The 18,777-nt window shown below is 45.4% G+C and carries 16 protein-coding genes; 13 read left to right on the top strand and 3 right to left on the bottom strand.

Annotated features, from left to right (window positions below):
* Positions 1-17 precede the first annotated feature (17 nt).
* Positions 18-1,409: a glutamate--tRNA ligase gene (gene gltX, locus J6578_RS02255; protein WP_287953860.1), complete on the bottom strand. Its 1,392-nt coding sequence runs from the start codon at positions 1,407-1,409 to the stop codon at positions 18-20.
* A 110-nt stretch (positions 1,410-1,519) separates the two neighbouring features.
* Between gltX and J6578_RS02260 the strand changes: the two genes are divergently transcribed.
* The 7 genes from J6578_RS02260 to J6578_RS02290 all read left to right on the top strand — a co-directional run bounded on the left by J6578_RS02260 (position 1,520) and on the right by J6578_RS02290 (position 10,717).
* Positions 1,520-2,521 carry an asparaginase gene (locus tag J6578_RS02260; protein ID WP_287953799.1) on the top strand — a complete coding sequence of 334 codons (1,002 nt, stop codon included), beginning with the start codon at positions 1,520-1,522 and terminating at the stop codon, positions 2,519-2,521.
* 369 nt (positions 2,522-2,890) lie between these two features.
* Positions 2,891-4,090: a sugar efflux transporter gene (locus tag J6578_RS02265; RefSeq protein WP_239362622.1), complete on the top strand. Its 1,200-nt coding sequence runs from the start codon at positions 2,891-2,893 to the stop codon at positions 4,088-4,090.
* A gap of 492 nt (positions 4,091-4,582) precedes the next feature.
* Positions 4,583-4,753: a hypothetical protein gene (locus tag J6578_RS02270; RefSeq protein ID WP_287953800.1), complete on the top strand. Its 171-nt coding sequence runs from the start codon at positions 4,583-4,585 to the stop codon at positions 4,751-4,753.
* An 81-nt stretch (positions 4,754-4,834) separates the two neighbouring features.
* Positions 4,835-6,292: an NAD-dependent succinate-semialdehyde dehydrogenase gene (locus J6578_RS02275; RefSeq protein WP_093090946.1), complete on the top strand. Its 1,458-nt coding sequence runs from the start codon at positions 4,835-4,837 to the stop codon at positions 6,290-6,292.
* A gap of 164 nt (positions 6,293-6,456) precedes the next feature.
* Positions 6,457-7,842: an amino acid permease gene (locus J6578_RS02280; protein WP_287953801.1), complete on the top strand. Its 1,386-nt coding sequence runs from the start codon at positions 6,457-6,459 to the stop codon at positions 7,840-7,842.
* Positions 7,843-8,004: 162 nt separating this feature from the next.
* Entirely contained in the window at positions 8,005-9,255 is a 1,251-nt protein-coding gene (gene kynU / locus J6578_RS02285; protein WP_287953802.1) for a kynureninase, read from the top strand.
* Positions 9,256-9,334: 79 nt separating this feature from the next.
* Entirely contained in the window at positions 9,335-10,717 is a 1,383-nt protein-coding gene (locus J6578_RS02290; RefSeq protein ID WP_100149753.1) for an amino acid permease, read from the top strand.
* A 385-nt stretch (positions 10,718-11,102) separates the two neighbouring features.
* Here J6578_RS02290 and J6578_RS02295 read toward each other — a convergent pair whose 3' ends face one another.
* Positions 11,103-11,516 carry a DUF2628 domain-containing protein gene (locus J6578_RS02295; protein ID WP_287953803.1) on the bottom strand — a complete coding sequence of 138 codons (414 nt, stop codon included), beginning with the start codon at positions 11,514-11,516 and terminating at the stop codon, positions 11,103-11,105.
* Between the two features lie 455 nt (positions 11,517-11,971).
* Positions 11,972-13,870: a molecular chaperone HtpG gene (htpG, locus tag J6578_RS02300; RefSeq protein WP_093090954.1), complete on the bottom strand. Its 1,899-nt coding sequence runs from the start codon at positions 13,868-13,870 to the stop codon at positions 11,972-11,974.
* Positions 13,871-14,248: 378 nt separating this feature from the next.
* Here htpG and J6578_RS02305 point away from each other — a divergent pair, with 378 nt between their 5' ends.
* The 6 genes from J6578_RS02305 to J6578_RS02330 all read left to right on the top strand — a co-directional run bounded on the left by J6578_RS02305 (position 14,249) and on the right by J6578_RS02330 (position 18,711).
* Positions 14,249-15,349, top strand: a complete 1,101-nt coding sequence (locus J6578_RS02305; RefSeq protein ID WP_287953804.1) for a conjugal transfer protein — start codon at positions 14,249-14,251, stop codon at positions 15,347-15,349.
* A 1-nt stretch (position 15,350) separates the two neighbouring features.
* The gene (locus J6578_RS02310; protein ID WP_100149757.1) at positions 15,351-15,827 is read left to right on the top strand and encodes a low molecular weight protein-tyrosine-phosphatase; all 477 of its coding nucleotides are present in this window, start codon (positions 15,351-15,353) and stop codon (positions 15,825-15,827) included.
* A 169-nt stretch (positions 15,828-15,996) separates the two neighbouring features.
* Positions 15,997-16,725, top strand: coding sequence for a YebC/PmpR family DNA-binding transcriptional regulator (locus J6578_RS02315; protein WP_093090960.1), 729 nt, complete (start codon positions 15,997-15,999; stop codon positions 16,723-16,725).
* 71 nt (positions 16,726-16,796) lie between these two features.
* Positions 16,797-17,006, top strand: a complete 210-nt coding sequence (locus J6578_RS02320; protein ID WP_093090962.1) for a dioxygenase — start codon at positions 16,797-16,799, stop codon at positions 17,004-17,006.
* The gene (locus J6578_RS02325) at positions 17,003-17,386 is read left to right on the top strand and encodes a VanZ family protein (protein WP_100149758.1); all 384 of its coding nucleotides are present in this window, start codon (positions 17,003-17,005) and stop codon (positions 17,384-17,386) included. The genes J6578_RS02320 and J6578_RS02325 overlap by 4 nt, the downstream gene beginning before the upstream one ends.
* Positions 17,387-17,388: 2 nt before the next feature.
* Complete coding sequence (locus J6578_RS02330) at positions 17,389-18,711, top strand: aminopeptidase P N-terminal domain-containing protein (RefSeq protein ID WP_287953805.1); 1,323 nt, start codon at positions 17,389-17,391, stop codon at positions 18,709-18,711.
* Positions 18,712-18,777: the final 66 nt, after the last annotated feature.

Genomic DNA, 18,777 nt, shown 5'->3' on the forward strand with positions numbered 1-18,777 from the left:
GCAAATGCAAATTAGACTCAATCTTGGCGCAATCGGCGCAATACTTCTTCACGCCCCAGTAACGCCAGCACTTGATCAATTGAAGGAGTTTTACCTGTACCACATACGGCCAGTCGTAAAGGCATACCTAATTTACCCATTTTAATATTTTCTGCTTCACAGAATGGCGCAAACAGTGCATGAATACTCTCTGCATCCCATTGTGACAGTTGTTCTAGCTCAGTGGCAAAACGTTGCATACGTGCAGGCGCATCAGCATCCCAGTGTTTGGCTACTTCTTTCTCACTCGGAGTGGCTTTCACATAGAAATATCGGCATTCTTCGGCCAGCTGATTTAAATCCTGAGCGCGTTCCTTAACTAATGCCACCACATCGGCCAAAGCTGGCTGCTCATTAACTTCGATGCCAGACTGTACTAAACGCGGGTGTACCAGCGCAGCCAGACGGGTATTATCACTGGCTTTAATATGCTGTGCATTCAGCCACAACAACTTCTCATGGTCAAAACGGCTGGCTGAGGGACTGACATCCTTTAAGTCAAACCACTCAATAAATTGTGCCATGGTAAAGAATTCATCATCACCATGCCCCCAACCGAGCCGAGCCAGATAATTCAACAGTGCTTCTGGTAAAATACCCTGTTTGTCATAATCAACCACACTCACTGCATCACGGCGCTTACTCATTTTTGCGCCTTTTTCATTCAATATCATCGGCAAATGAGCATATTGTGGCAGCGTAGCGCCCATGGCACGCAGAATATTAATCTGTTTCGGCGTATTATTAACATGATCATCACCGCGGATTACCTGTGTGATACCCATATCATAATCATCTACTACGACACAGAAATTATAGGTAGGCGTACCATCGGCACGCGCAATAATCAGATCATCCAGATCCTGATTAGCAATAGCAATATGCCCTTTAACTAAATCATCCCATGCAGTTTCACCAGTCAACGGCATTTTAAAACGTACCACCGGCTGCACCCCTTCCGGTACAGGTGGTAGCGTTTTACCTTCATCCGGGCGCCAGCGACGGTCGTACCAGAAATGTTCACCGCGTGCTTCGGCTTCTTTTCGCATGGCTTCCAGTTCTTCGCGACTAGTGTAATCATAGTAGGCATGGCCGGATGCCAACAATTCATCTAGCACTTTTGCATAGCGTTCAAAGCGTTGCGTTTGGTAAAACGGTCCTTCGTCATAATCCAAACCAACCCAGTGCATACCATCCAGAATAGCCTGTACCGATTCCGCAGTAGAGCGCTCCAGATCCGTATCTTCAATCCGTAGCACAAATTTACCCTGCTGTTTACGTGCAAATGCCCATGAAAACAAGGCTGTGCGCACACCGCCAATATGCAGAAAACCGGTAGGACTGGGAGCAAAACGAGTACGTATCATGATTACCATTCGGACACAGAAAACTGCTATTGTACGCGCAAGCTGGGTTAAACAAAACCCGTTCATGCTATGCTAGCATCTGCTACTTCCACTGTCAGAAACGCGATATATACATGACAACTCCGAAACATGTGGCTGTTTACTACACCGGCGGCACCATAGGTATGCAGCAAACTCCTGCCGGTCTGGCGCCTGCAACCAACCTTGCCAGTCTGGCCACTCCTATCTTTCAGCAATACAGTCATCAGCTTCAATGTGACTGGTTTATCAGCGAACCATTAATCGATTCTTCAGCCATTACCCTAAGCAACTGGCAGACGTGGCTTAACTGGATTGACAGCAAGGCTGCTGATTATGATGGTCTGCTTATCTTGCATGGCACCGATACCATGGCTTACAGCGCCAATATCATTGCACTGGCACGGCCACACCTCGGTATTCCTGTCATCTTTACCGGCGCCATGCTGCCGCTGGCTGCGGCTAATAGTGATGCACCACTGAATCTGCACACTGCACTGGCTGCTTTCAGCCTGTCTGATTTTACTCAGACCGCGATTGCTTTCAACGGCCAGCTCTGGCCAGCCATTGGCAGCAGTAAAATCAGTACGGAGCAGGCAGAAGCATTTGCAAACCCGCAATTTGGCACACTGGCACAATGGTCGGCCACAACCGGCTGGTTCAACACTAATCTGCCTACCAACTCTTCCCCAGCTGCACCAATACGCTATTGCATCAGCCCGTATGCCAGAATTCACTGTTTTATCCTTACTCCGGGTGCCAATCTTGACATGATTACCGCCAGCCTAACCCACAACCCGCCCGATGGTGTGGTTCTGCAAAGTTATGGCAATGGTAATACGCCCACTGATGTCAGCTTTCTGGCTGCAATCAGACAAATCAGCCAGCAATCCATACCTGTGTTAAATATCAGTCAAGTTTTACAGGGTTGCGCCTCCGCGGTTTATGCACAAGGACATGAGCTACGCACTGCCGGTATCATTAATGGTGGCAGATGCAATCTGGAAACAGCGCTGGCTATTCTCACGCTGGCCGCAAGCAATCACTGGAAAAAAGAACAGATTGAAAATTTACTGCATCAGCAGCAATTAGTTTGAACCTTTTGTCAGAGCGGGATTATTCGGCAATTTAAAAATGTTTAATCCTGCACATCTATTCACTTTATATACTTAATTATCAGCCATTGGCATAGATAGTACGCAATAAAGATTTAAATGGTTTATTCAAACGGCCAAGCCACTATTTATACCCGCCAACTGATTTTACTATCATTCAGTTACAGGCTAATGGTACATGCGTAACAGACAGATAATAAAAAAATTTAACATTGCATAGCAGCTTAGTTAACAGATTAACAATATTTAATATTGATTGTGTTGATACAGCCACCCGCTCAGGTAGAATTTTAGACATTCGTCTGTATGAGATGTAATATAAATCTTTATTTTCAGAATAGAAAATTAAACGTGGAAGAGAATATTGCTATTAAACAAAAGACTTATATTATTCTAGGCTCTTTTCTGGTTGCTGCATTTATTATTGGTATTGCCGGAGCTTTGCAGGCACCTACCCTCAGTCGCTATCTGGCTGAAGATGTTAAAGTCAATCCATATCAGGTAGGCTTGTTTTACTCAATAAATGCCATCGCCGGAATAGTAGTGAGTTTTCTACTGGCACAGTATTCAGATAATAAAGGTATTCGGCGCAATATTATTTTATTTTGCTGCCTGATGGGTATCGGTAACTGCATAACATTTGCCTTCTCTCGCCAGTATCTGATTCTGGTTACTGTTGGTATCTTTTTTTCTGCACTCACTTCGGCAGCCATGCCACAGATTTTTGCCTCTGCACGTGAATATACCGACCAGACTGGCCGCAATGTTGTGGTATTCAATGGCATCTTACGGGCTCAATTATCGCTGGCATGGGTAATCGGCCCCCCATTATCCTTTGCACTGGCAGTAAATTACGGTTTTACTGTCATGTATCTGAGTGCTGCGGCAATGTTTTTTGTAGCCTTGCTGATTGTTTTTCTGTTTTTTCCAGCCATCAGACGCCCTGCACCTGTCAGCAAACAACATGAGCAGAAAGAAAAAATTTTCAGTAACCGCAATGTACTTTTGCTTTTTATCGCCTCAATCAGCATGGGTACAGCCAATATGATGTATTTAATTGATATGCCGTTGTACATCGACAGTATTCTGCCCGGTTCCCCCTCCTTGCCCGGCCATTTAATGGGTATTGCTGCCGCGATTGAAATTCCGGCTATGCTGATAGCCAGTATGCTTGTGCCACGGTTTGGCAACAAGAATCTGATTTGCTTTGCTGTTATTTGCGGCATTATATTTTATATCGGTATCATCTATACCCAGAACGAAAGGATGCTGATTGCCCTGCAATTGTTCAATGGTCTTTTTATCGGTATCGTGGCCAGTATCGGCCTGATTTACTTTCAGGATTTGCTGCCAGGACGCCCTGGTGTTGCCTCTACACTGTTTAATAACTGCATGTCTTGCAGCGTTATTCTCGCGGGTATGCTACAGGGAGCAATTACCGCCAATTTTGGCCATCATGTAATATATGAGATTGCGCTGGCGATGATTTCGGTTTCCTTTGTTTTCTGTCTGCTTATTGGTAAATCTCCCCGTATCAAGGTGCGCTCCTGAACAACTGTCAAAAGTTGCTGCACTCACATAGCATTTTTGTATCGGCCTATGTTGATCTGGTATGTATTCAGGCTAAATCAGGGCGGTTTAGCCTGAATACCGGCGATACCCATTACTTTCATAAAGTTAAGCCAATACAAGTATCAAGATTTAAATAACCCTTAGCTCAAGCTGCACATATAAATGTACGTATATGAATTATATGAATTAAGCTATCGAATGAATTATCAGTAGCCGTTTTTAATATAATTTCAATATTTACAGTCTATAAATTATTTAATTCTATTAATGTGCTATTTTTTATATCCACGCCAAGAAAATATTTAGTTGGATTGACAGTATAGATTTAATCCCGTAACTTGCCGGAATAATGCAATTACCCCTATTGACTGGTTCATCTGCGCCAGTTAATTATATTATTACAACGCGCATCATACCGATGGTATGCGTAATATGCCTGCCTACTCCTGCCTACATTTGTGGAAAGAGTTGATGAATCAAACAGACATCTTCTGCCAGTGTCAAACTGGAAAATGGTTTGATGATTCCATCTGCGGCCAGTACTACAATGTAACCGGCTACCTGTATCCGCTAACCATCGAAGACAACGTGTTTGATGAAGTACTGGCTATACTTGAAACAGCCCTGCGTCTGGCTCAATAATATCCGGTATCTACAGGCTTCCAGTACAGACTGGTTTACTGGCAGCCTATTGTGTGTGTTTCAGTTACTTTGGGAAAATCTATGCAATTGCATGATCCTGCACTACTAAAGACCCAGTGCTATATAAATGGTCAATGGGTAAACGCCGACAACGGCGCAGTTCTTTCAGTGATTAATCCGGCTAACGGAGACAATCTGGCCGATGTGCCCCGAATGGGTAAAGCAGAAGCAGAACGTGCCGTAGCCGCAGCTCATGCTGCCCTGAAGCCATGGCAGTCCAAATCAGCGAAGGAGCGAAGTAATCTATTGCGCCGCTGGTTTGAACTGATGATGCAGCATCAGGAAGATCTGGGCATGATACTGACTTCAGAACAGGGCAAGCCACTGGCTGAGGCCAAAGGTGAAATTGCCTATGGTGCGTCCTATCTGGAATGGTATGCAGAAGAAGCCAAACGTATTTACGGCGATACCATCCCTGCTCCTGCTAATGACAAGCGGATTATGGTGCTCAAACAGCCAATCGGTGTATGTGCAGCAATTACCCCGTGGAATTTCCCGAACGCCATGATTACGCGCAAAATTGCACCGGCTCTGGCTGCCGGCTGTACTTTCGTTATTCGTCCTGCCTCACAAACACCTTTGTCTGCACTGGCCATCGCAGAGCTGGCACAACGTGCCGGTATACCAGCCGGCGTAGTCAATGTGGTTACCGGCAGCTCAAGTGAAATCGGCAAGGTATTAACCGAAGACGATCGGGTTAAAAAATTCAGCTTCACCGGTTCCACCGAAGTAGGCCGAAAACTGATAGCCCAATGTGCCGGCACGGTAAAAAAAGTTTCCATGGAGCTGGGTGGTAACGCACCGTTTATTGTCTTTAATGATGCTGATATCGATGCTGCCGTTGAAGGAGCAATGATTTCCAAATTCCGCAATGCCGGCCAGACCTGTGTCTGCGCCAACCGCCTATACGTTCAAAGCGCAGTATATGACCAGTTTGTCACCAAACTGGCACAGGCTATTGCCAAACTGAAAATCGGCAATGGACTGGAACAGGGTGTAACCGTTGGCCCCCTGATTGATGCCAGTGCAGTCAGCAAGGTTAAGGAACATATCACTGATGCCGTTGGTAAAGGAGCCGAAATCGTTACCGGTGGAACGGCAGACCATCATGGTGAACTGTTTTTTCAGCCTACTTTGCTGAAAAACGTTACTCAGCAGATGAAGGTTGCCCGCGAAGAAACTTTCGGCCCGCTGGCACCAGTATTCCGCTTTGAAACAGAAGAAGAAGTCATTAACTGGGCAAATGATACAGAATTCGGACTGGCCAGTTATTTCTATAGCCGTGACATCGGCAGGATTGTGCGTGTCAGCGAAAATCTAGACTATGGCATGGTAGCCATTAATACTGGCCTGCTTTCGAATGAAGCAGCCCCGTTTGGTGGTGTCAAACAATCCGGCCTTGGACGCGAAGGCTCCAAATATGGCATTGAAGATTATCTTGAAATCAAATACGTACTGTTGGCCGGTATCAACCAGTAACTTCTAAAACGATAGCAGCATCACCACAGGGTGCTGCTATCTTCGTTCCTGTAATGGTAAAAAATCCTGAAGCCTTACAATAAATCAGGACAGTTTGTGGCGGACTGCCTACTGTTCATACCAGTTTGCCAGTCTGACATTCACTACCACAATAGGAGAACACATTGAGTACATCATCCGCACTCAAAAACGGACTTAAAACACGCCATTTAGCCATGATATCCATTGCCGGCGTCATTGGTGGTGCATTATTTATCGGTTCCGGACCAGTAATCTACCATGCCGGACCGGCAGCTATTCTTGCTTACGGCGCAGGCGGCATACTGGTCATGCTGATTATGCGTATGCTTGGTGAAATGGCCATCGCCCATCCGGACAGCGGTTCTTTCTCAACCTATGCCGATATTGCTATCGGCCGCTGGGCAGGTTTCAGCATCGGCTGGTTATACTGGTATTTCTGGGCACTACTTATGGGCTGGGAAGCATATGTAGCCGGTCAAATTCTTAATAACTGGTTTCCGATGATCCCAATCTGGGGCTATATGCTGGCAGTAACAATAGCATTAGCCATTATCAACCTGATGGATGTCAAAAATTATGGTGAATTTGAATTCTGGTTTGCATTAATCAAAGTGGTAGCTATTGTCCTGTTTCTGATTGTGGGTAGTCTGGCCATTATGCATTTATGGCCTTGGGGACAGACAGATGCCAAAGGCTGGTCGCACTTAAGCAATCAGGGCTTCATGCCCAACGGAATAGCTTCGGTCGTCATCGCCTTACTGGGCGTAATGTTCGCCTATATCGGTGTCGAAATCGTAACGGTTGCCGCAGCAGAATCCAGCCATCCGGCAACAGAAATCCGCAAAGCCACCAAATCTGTAGTCTGGCGCATTATCCTGTTTTATGTCGGTTCAATTTTTATCACCGTCTGCCTGATTCCTTACAATGACCCACGCCTGAACGACCCTACATGGGGCACATATAGCGTCGTATTAACCTCATTGGGTATTCCACAGGCACGCCATATAGTCAATTTTGTCGTACTCACATCAGTATTAAGCTGCTTTAACTCAGCCCTATATACCTGTTCACGTATATTGTATTCACTGGCCAAACGTGGCGATGCACACTGGATAATGGCCTATACCTCGAATAATGGCAGCCCGCAAATCAGCGTATTCATTTCCTGTATCTTTACCCTATTTGCTGTTTACCTAACTGCCAGTGCCAGAATGAACATTTACGACGTACTGCTAACAGCTACCGGCACCATTGCTTTGTATGTTTATCTGGCCATCAGCTTTTCACAGTTATTTATGCGCAAGAAACTGGAAAGACAGGGACAGATACTGACATTCAAAATGTGGTGCTTTCCTTGGCTGACCTATATAGTTATCGGGCTGATTATCGCCTCCATCATCATCATGATTATTGACGGAACTTATAAACATGAAGTAATTTACACCAGCATGCTGGCAGCTATTATTCTGATTATGGGCATACTGGCACAGACATTCAAATTTGGCCGAAACACGAGCAAAGCAGGCTAAAACCAACAACCACTTTCAATCATAACAGCATTAACACCTTACCCATCTGACTTCACAAATTTAGTTTAAAGTAAATATTCGGATAAATTAATTTAAAATTTATTCTCCATGTCACGCAACTATTCTGTACACTATTAATTTTCCAAATTTAACCTGCGTAACATGATTACACTAGAACAATGTCAGCAATGGGATGCAGCCGACACCCTGGCTTCACTAAAAAACCAGTTTGAACTGCCGCAAGGTGTTATTTATCTGGATGGCAACTCTCTGGGTGCCAAACCCAGACAGGCAGTCGAACGCGCACAGACTGTAATTAATCAGCAATGGGGCACAGACCTGATTAACAGCTGGAACAAAGCTGGCTGGTGGGATTTACCGGTACGGCTGGGCAACAAAATCGGCCGGCTGATTGGAGCACAGGAAAACGAAACAGTGGTTACCGATACCACCAGCCTCAACCTGTTTAAAGTGCTGGCTGCCGCGGTACATATTCAGCAGAATAATGATAATACCCGTAAAATTATTATTGCCGAACGCGATTCTTTCCCTACCGATATTTACATGATTGAAGGTTTTATGGCGCTGATTAATCAGGGTTATCAGCTTCATTTAATCGACTCACCCGCTGATCTGGCTACCAGTATCAACCAGCATACCGCCGTGGTAGTACTTTCGCATGTCAACTACCGCACCGGCTACCTGCACGATATGGCGGCAACCAACGAACTGGTACACGCCTATGGCGCATTGCTCATCTGGGACTTGTGTCACTCAATTGGTGCCGTACCCATTGACTTAAATAGCAGTAACAGCGATTTTGCCATTGGCTGTACCTATAAATACCTCAATGGTGGCCCCGGTGCACCAGCCATGTTATGGGTACATGAACGCTACCAGACTGCATTCAGTCAACCTCTTTCCGGCTGGTGGGGACATGCACAACCTTTCGATATGGCCGTAAACTACACACCTGCCGACAATATACGCCGCTATTTATGCGGCACCCAGCCGATTGTCTCCATGAGCCTGATCGAAAGCGGTGTAGATATCTTTTTACAGACCGATATGCACGCCCTGCGACGCAAATCCCTGCAACTAACCGACTTACTGATTGCGCTAACTGAACAGGAATGTGCCGGCTTTGACCTCACCTTAATTACCCCACGTGAACATGCACAGCGTGGCAGCCACGTCAGCCTGCGCCATCCGCATGGTTATGCCGTAGTGCAGGCACTGATTGCCCGCGGCGTGATAGGTGACTACCGCGAACCCGAAGTTATCCGTCTTGGTGTAACCCCGCTATACCTGAGCCACGTCGATATCTGGCATGCTGTACAGCACCTGAAACAGGTTTTGCTCAATCAGGAATGGGCACAACCGCAGTTTCATACGCGCGGACAAGTAACCTGATTTGCATTTTAACTCAAACGGTAACAAGCCGAGAATAAGTATTCTGCTCGGCTTGTGCTTCTCATCATAAGGAAAAACGATGGGTAATTTCGAGCGAATACAGTCGCGGGAAACGGGGTTACACAAAAAACTGTCTGCCAGCCAGATGAGTATGATTGCCATTGGCGGTGCAATTGGTACAGGACTGTTTCTGGGCAGTAAATTTGCCATTGGTTTTGCCGGCCCAGCCGTCATAATCAGCTATGCCTTAGGTGGGCTGATTGCACTGGCGTTGATGGGCTGTCTGGCAGAAATGACCGTACAACACCCTACTTCTGGTTCTTTTGGCGCCTACGCAGAATTCTATCTGCACCCAATGGCCGGCTTTCTGGTACGTTACAGCTACTGGGCATGTATCGTACTGGCTGTAGGTACCGAAGTCACCGCCATTGCCGAATACATGAAATTCTGGTTTCCGCAAGTAAACTCATGGATATGGATTATTCTGTTTTCCGGTAGCCTGATTGGCGTTAATGCTTATAGTGTCAAAGCATTCGGTTCCGTAGAATACTGGTTTTCCACCATCAAGATTTTCGCCATTATGGTATTCATCGTGCTGGCTGTCAGCGTATTACTGTCACAGGGCAGTATCAGCAGGATTGAGCATAATCTTTTCAACGGCGGTTTTGCCCCGCATGGATTTTCTGGTATCTGGACCGGCGTCATTATTTCCATATTCAGTTATCTGGGTATCGAAATGATTGCCATAGCCGCAGGCGAAGCCACCAATCCCGAACAGGCAGTAAAAACAGCATTCAAGGGCACACTGGCACGACTACTGATATTCTACCTGCTAGCCCTCAGCCTGATTGTCATGCTGGTACCTTGGCAGGAACTAATTGAAGAAAACAGTACCAGCCCGTTCGTAACCGTAATGCAAAATGTAGGCATCCCCTTTGCCGACAGCATACTTAACTTTATTGTCATCGTGGCTGCACTTTCAGCCATGAACAGCATGCTTTACATTGCTACCCGCATGATGTTCAGCCTGTCACGTGCCAACGAAGCACCACAAATACTCGGCAAAGTAAAAAACAATGGCGTACCGCTCAATGCACTAGCTTTGTCTTCTGCCGGCATTGCCGTGGCTGCGCTGGTTTATGTGTTTAACCCAGAAACCGCCTTTCCCATCATGATCGCCCTGTCCATGTTCGGCGCCCTGTTTAGCTGGGGCGCAGTGTTTCTGACACATCTGTGTTTTCGCATCCGCATGCGGCAGCAGCAACAAACCCTTAAATTCCGGGTTCCAGGATTTCCCTTTATCACTCTGGCCGGCCTGATTGCCATCATCAGTATCATGATTACCACCTGGTTTACACCAATATTCCATGCCACCCTGTTATTTGGCATTCCTTTTCTGGCGTTTTTAATTCTGATGTATATTATTCAGGCATATCATAAAAAAGCACAGGCAAATAAATAAACCCATGCTTAATCGCACCACAATAGCAGCTTCAATAGTAACAGCCATGAAGCTGCTATTTAATTCAGAATTAAACGGTAACAAATATAAAATACAGCTTATTTAGAAGTGGGCAATACTGTCTGAAATTAAACCATAAATTCAATCAACAACATAAAAGATATACTATAATTTATTTTATACAACTTATATAATCTAATTAACTAATTACACCTATACTACATATTCTGCCAGCACAAAACTGCTAGGATAAACCCCTGATTTCTCCATAAATATCGTCAGCAACGATCATATTTTTCAAAATAGACAATAAATAAAACGGCTAAATAACGCATTCCCAAGAACACGATAGATAGCCGTTATCAGTAATATCTTGCTCAAGCTATTAATATAATCCCTCAAATATATTAAAGGATTTGGATTTTTTTACTCTATGTAAATAATAGGCTGGATTAGCCAACTGTGCACAAATAAGTGCATTAATGATTCCTATTCCTCTATCAGAAAAATTGAATATTGAAAAAATCAGATCAGTTAAAACTAACAAAATTGTTAATGATATTGCTTTACGCCACATACCTAGACATAAGAAATATAAGGGACCAAAAAAGAATGACCAGAAATTCCCACCTATCTTCACGCGCGACCAAAACGGTAATTTTTTAAAATTTTCTTTGTATTGAGCAGTTGGTTTTAATTTTGGCAAACCATTCTCTTCAAAAAACTCGAATCTGAACTGCCATGTCTTACTAAGCCCCCAATTGGCAAAATCAAATTTTTCTTCCGTACTGTTATCCATAAATGACCTTCTAATATAAAACTTAAAAAAGAAATCCCAATATTATATTTAACAAAAAATAATAATTTTAGAAATCGAATCCGAATTTTTAACGCAATTTATTATTTTAACCTATTTTATTAATATAAATATATTAAAATAATTTAATCAAAAATTTCTTTACATTTTATTTTATAAAACAGCTTCTGAAACCATAAACCCGTGTTGAACTAACCTATCTGAGCGATAAAAATAGTATGTAATCTCATACTGCTAATTATATTTTTGAATGTATTGATTTTTTTCTTGTCAAACAAAGCATATCGGAAAGAAATTATCATTACAGCAAAATAAATAATTGAATCTATCTACCTTATGCCACATTGCCATAAACCACATCAAATAAAACAACTATTCAAACAGCAATAAAAAAGCTGCCTCAGACGAGACAGCCTTTATAAACCATACAAACAGCTTTACTGGTTTAACGTCAGTAATAAATGATTCATGCGCTTCACAAATGCAGCCGGATTTTCCAGTTTGCCACCTTCAGCCAGCAGCGCCTGATCATATACCAGTTCAGCCAGCTCAGTGCGCTGGGTTTCATCCTGTTCCCCTGCAATTTTCTTAATCAGCGGATGTTCCGGATTAATTTCCAGCGTTGGCTTAGTGTGCGGAATCTGGCCGGCCGCGCCAGAAGCTTCCAGCATACGCGCCAGATGCTGGCTCATATCATGCTCACCAACCACCAGACAGGCCGGGCTTTCAGTCAGACGAGCCGTTGCACGCACAGCATCTACTTTATCGCCCAGAGCAGTCTTAATCAACTCAACCAAGTCTTTATTGTCTTCTTCAGTTTTAGCCTGTGCTGCTTTTTCTTCCTCATCAGCCAGATTACCCAAATCAAGCGAACCCTTGGCCACACTCACCAAAGCCTTACCATCAAATTCCGGCAGACTGTTTACCACCCATTCATCCACACGGTCAGTCAGCAGCAATACCTCAACACCTTTTTTCAAGAAAATTTCCAGATGCGGGCTATTCTTGGCAGCAGCATAACTATCGGCAGTAATATAATAAATTTTTTCCTGCCCTTCTTTCATACGACCAATATAATCAGCCAGCGTCACATTCTGCTCGCTGCTATCATTATGCGTAGAGGCAAAACGGCATAAGCCAGCAATTTTATCTTTATTATTATAATCCTCAGCAATACCCTCTTTCAGCGTATTGCCAAATACCTGCCAGAATTCAGTGTATTTCTCCGGCTGGTTTTTCTTCAAATCTTCCAGTAAAGACAATACCTTTTTCACACTACCAGCACGAATAGCATCCAGATCACGGCTTTCCTGCAAAATTTCACGTGATACATTCAGCGGTAAATCACTGCTGTCAATTACACCACGGATAAAACGCAGGTAGGAAGGCATCAGCTTTTTCGCATCGTCCATAATGAACACACGTTTTACATATAACTGCACCCCATGTTTCTGTTCACGTTCATACAAATCAAACGGCGCATGTTTAGGCACATACAGCAAGCCCGTATATTCATGCCGGCCTTCAACACGAAAATGCGTCCACGCCAGAGCATCATCATAATCATGCGCTACATGACGATAAAAAGTCTGATACTGCTCAGCAGTAATCTCATTTTTCGGTCGTTGCCATAATGCCTGAGCCTGATTAACCACCTCCAGCTCATCTGAAGATTTTACATTACCTTCTTCATCATATTCCGGTGCCTTTTTCATATAAATCGGCACAGAAATATGATCACTGTATGTCGTCACAATCCGGCGTAACGTCCAGTCAGACAACAAATCCTTTTCGTCTTCTTTCAGATGCAGAATCACATCTGTACCACGCGTAGTCTTACTGATGGGCTCAACAGTAAACTCACCATCACCGGCACTCACCCAGCGTACCGCCTCATTTTCAGCCACACCAGCCTTGCGGCTTTCAACAGTTACCCTATCTGCCACAATGAATGCAGAATAAAAACCCACACCAAACTGACCAATCAGATTGGCATCTTTCTTATCATCACCAGTCAGCTTTTCCAGAAATGCTTTCGTACCAGATTTGGCAATCGTACCCAGATGTTCAATTACATCTGCTTCATTCATACCAATACCATTATCCGATACCGTAACCGTTTTAGCCTCCGCATCCGCAGTAACAGTAATTCTGAATTCCGTATCATCCCCAAGCAAAGAAGCATCATTCAATGACTCAAAGCGTAACTTATCGCAGGCATCTGCTGCATTGGAAATCAGCTCACGCAAAAAAATCTCTTTATTACTGTATAAAGAATGAATCATCAACTGTAACAACTGTTTTACTTCAGTCTGGAAACTGTGTGTTTGTTTCATAATCTTTCTCAAATTACCCAAAAATTGATTGTTGTTAGCTCAAAATAAGGGCAGCACAAACCAGTTTCAAGCCAGCCTGTTATCCAAATCAACAGCTTTGCTGCAACAAATCAGCAGACAAAAATATAACCTCCTGCCAGCATATTCATTTCAGCCAGAACTAATTTGCTACAATAGCTTATATATTAGCTTGCGATTTATGCATATACAGTCTATAAGACAAATTGTGCCTATTGTGCAAAGTAATATTAATAATCCCGTTCATTTGCTATTGCTAAATTGTTGTTATCCTGAAACTTTGCCTAACTTGTGTAAATTGATTATTAACACTTAATACACTATCTCATCAAACAAGCCTACTAAAACCATCTCAACATCATGAACACATCTTACTGCCTGCCAGATACACGCGCATATCCTACCGACCATATCAAAAACGAACTGCTACTGCATGCAGCCAGTCTGGTAACGCCTACATCAAAAGCACAGACCACCCTCGCCCGCGAAAGCCTGCAAGCAGAAATCACCCGAATGCTGGCACAGAATAATTACACCAACCTATCAGTAGCTCTGGCTATGGCTGCCAACTGCGATATTTACAATATCCTGTGGGATACCTTGGAAGCAGTCTTACAGGCACACAACCAGACAGAAGTACAATGGCTGGCTTTACCTGTCATAGTAGTAGGTGGTGCCAAAGAAAACATCCGTTTACCCGACACCATACCAGCAACAGCTATTGCCGAAACTTTCAAAAACCAGCCATGGTCTGAATCCTGGAATAAAATTCACTGGGCTGCACATCTCATCAGCGACACCGCCCTAACCCATATCAAGGCCAACCAGTGGTTTGCAGCCAAACAAAATCCACAACTGGCCACCGACTTCCTTAACCAGTTGCCCCATACACCGCTATCAGTAGAAAGCGGACAATCCGTACAGGCTTTTTACGCCTTAGGCTTTGCCAGCACAGACATCCGGCCGGCTTTAAACTGCAATCTGGCCGATACTGCCCTGCCCCTGATGCAAGTCTGGCATACCCATCTGGCTACCACCGGTACTACATTATTTATCAACCCGCTTTCCCCGCAATCGCCCCTGAATGCCCTACGTACAGGTAATGCCATGCGTTTGCGCATGGCCTGCGACGTATTCACCACCAATGCCATTCGCACCATACGCCTGCAAAGTCCTCGCGTAGGCGTCGTCATCGCCGCACAGGAAGGTGGCAAAATTCTGTTTGGCTTTAACGCAGCAGACAGCGCATTCGAACTACAGCCACAAACCTTTCACTGGCCACTTACTCAGGCCGATAATATCGACAGCATCGTACAGAATTTCATTGATTTACTGGCCGAATGCCAAGTTGAAAACATCCGCCTGCTGCATGAACCTATCAGCATACAAACACAACTGCCCAGTTATGCCCAATCGATCCGCATGATCGGCCATAATCCCCTCTTTTCCCGGAGTCACTGATATGCCTGCCACCAAAGTATTGTTTGTCTGTCTGGGTAACATCTGCCGCTCACCCATGGCTGAATACATCCTGCGTGAACTGGTTACCCAACAAAGTCTAAGTCAGCAGATTGAAATTGCCAGCGCCGGTACTTCCGGCTGGCACAACGGCGAAGACATGCATCAAGGCAGTAAAAACATTCTGCATGCACACAACATCAACACCAATGGCTTCCAAAGTAGCGAAGTACGGCCGGAAGATATCGCCATTTACGATCATATAATCGCCATGGACGATAAAAATCTGCAAGACTTAGCACGGATTTTTGGCGGCAATCGGCCGGACAAAGTTTATAAAATTACCGATTTACTACCAGAGAGCGAATACGATTACGTACCCGATCCCTATTTCAGCGGCAACTTTAGCGAAACCTACACCATCGTCCACGCCGGCTGCATCGCCTGGCTAAAACACTGGCAAAACAACCGTACAAAATAGCTCAGATTAGCCCATTTATACAAATCAGATAGCAGCCTACTCAATAAAAACGCAATATGGTAAAATTAACACCATATTTCAATTATTTGATGGCGTTCAAACCTGCCAAAGCCTCAAGCTTTGGCTTTGTTTTAACGCATAAAACTATCGCAAAAACAAGGATTTCAAAATGGCAGGACACAGCAAGTGGGCCAATATCCAGCATCGTAAAGGACGTCAGGATGCCAAACGCGGCAAAATATTCACCCGCCTGATTAAAGAAATTACCATTGCCGCCAGACTGGGTGGCGGCGACCCAAGTGCCAACCCGCGTCTGCGTCTGGCAATGGATAAAGCCACCGATGCCAACATGCCCAAAGACAATATCCAGCGTGCAATAGACAAAGGCACCGGTAACCTCGAGGGTGTTGAATACGTAGAATTGCGTTACGAAGGCTACGGCATCGGTGGCGCAGCAGTCATGGTAGACTGCCTCACCGATAACAAAACCCGCACCGTAGCCGACGTACGCCATGCATTTACCAAACATGGCGGTAATCTGGGCACCGACGGTTCCGTGGCATTCCAGTTTACCCATCAGGGCTATCTGCTTTTCAGCCCGGATGTCGATGAAGACAGCCTAATGGAAGCCGCACTGGAAGCAGGCGCAGAAGACATCATCATACAGGAAGACGGTTCCAAAGAAGTCATCACCGAGCCCTATCAGTACAGCAGCATCAAAGAAGCACTCGAAGCTGCTGGCTTTCATGCCGCAGATGGCGAAGTAACCATGCGCCCAGTCAACGAAACCGTACTGGCCGGAGCCGAAGCAGAAAAAATGCAGCGACTTCTGGATGCACTTGAAGATCTGGATGACGTCCAGAACGTATACACCACCGCCGTACTGGAAACTGAATAAAACAAAACGGACTGTAATCCAGTCCGTTTTTTATTCTTCACCGCCCTAAAACCATTAATACCAACAGATTCATGCAAGCCACAACCCAACTTTTCCAAACAGCTTCAGCCGGTGAGTGTGCCGAAATTCTTGATTTCTGGTTAAACGAATGCAGCCTTGATCAAGCACCGGATACACAGACAGTGCAGCAATGGCAGCAACTCTTCCAACAGCGTGGCAGCAAATTTAACCGTCTGGCTTCCCTATGCCAGCAATGGCTGAACGAAACCAACTCCCTATGAAAACCGCCTACCTCAACAAATGGGTATTACTGGCCATCTGCTGGTTTATCGCCAGCATCTATTTTCTGTTTTTCAAAGCCAGCGGCAATCCAGTACCCATTCCACAATTCGACAAAATCTGCCACCTTGGCCTGTTTTTCGGTCAGTTCTGGTTACTGGCCAAAGCCTGCTTCAGTGCCAACATCACCATACCTCAACGCCTGCTTATCATCACCGCAATCAGCTGGGCAGCAGCCAGCGAAACCATTCAGGCACTGTTCACCACCCGCCAGGGCGATATAATAGATGCCATTGCCGACCTCATCGGTGCAGCACTGGCACTGTGGCTGGCTCAACACATACAAACTGCTCGTCGCAACAGCAGTAAGGAGAAATACTAACAATGCCTATCGACATTACCATTTATCAGCAACGCCGTCAGAAAGTACTGGAACAAATCGGCGAAGATGGCATTGCCATTCTTTTTGCCGCTCCCGAGCAACGTCGCAGCAACGACACAGAATACCCTTTCCGGCAAGACAGCTATTTCCATTACCTAACCGGCTTTCCCGAAACTGGCGCAGCCCTCATACTAAATGGCCGAGAACACAGCGCCACCCTACTGTGCCGCAATAAAGATCCCAAACACGAAATCTGGAATGGTTTTCGCTATGGTCATACAGCAGCACGAGAAACATTTGCCTTTGATGCCAGCGACGACATCAGCCAATGGCCAACTTACCTCAGAAAGGCCCTCTCAGGACATCGTCGCCTATTTGCCTTGTGGGGACTGTATCCTGAGAACGACCCGAAACTAATCGAATTATGGTACGAAGTGGCTCGCATCGCCAACTATCGCAGTGCCAATGGCAGCACCCTCGCACCAGACAGCATGGTCAATCTTGCCACCATACTCGATCCAATGCGCCTCATTAAAGACCAGCATGAACAGGCATTAATGCGCACGGCCGCCGAAATCAGCGCACAGGCGCATATCCGCGCCATGCAGACCACCCGCCCGGGACAATATGAATATCAGATAGAGGCCGAAATCCTGCACGAATTCATGCAGCGCGGAGCGCGTTACCCTGCCTACAACAGCATCGTCGCCGGCGGCAAAAATGCCTGCTGTCTGCATTACGTCAGCAATAACTGCCAGCTTCAGCACAACGAACTACTCATGATAGATGCCGGTGCCGAATACCAGATGTATGCAGGTGACATCAGCCGTACCTTCCCCGTCAGCGGCCGCTTCAACAGCGCGCAAAAAGATGTTTACGACATCGTACTGGACGTTAATCAGGCCTGTATTGCCGCTACCATCAAACAAGCCAACTGGCAAACCATCAGTGCCACAGCCATCAACATGCTGACCCAAGGTCTCATAGATTTGCGTATACTGCACGGTAGCCTTGAACAAAATATCGAAACTAAAGCCTACCGACGCTTTTACATGCATGGCCTCGGCCACTGGCTCGGTCTGGATGTCCATGATGTGGGCGGTCGCTTTAATGAAAATGAACAGCCAATCCTGTTACAGCCCGGCATGGTAACCACAGTCGAACCCGGCTTGTATATCAGCGCTGCTGATGACATACCAGCAGCATTCCATAACATCGGCATCCGCATCGAAGATAACGTACTGGTTACCGAAACTGGCAACGAAGTTCTTACCGCCTCCGTGCCTAAAACCACCACAGAAATAGAAATATTAATGCAGCATTAAAACAACAGAATTACCATAATCAGCCTGCAAAAAAAGCAGCCCGCGAATACCGCTGGCTGCTTTCTT

The sequence above is a fragment of the Snodgrassella sp. genome (assembly GCF_024103505.1).
GTDB classification, from domain to species: Bacteria; Pseudomonadota; Gammaproteobacteria; order Burkholderiales; family Neisseriaceae; genus Snodgrassella; species Snodgrassella communis.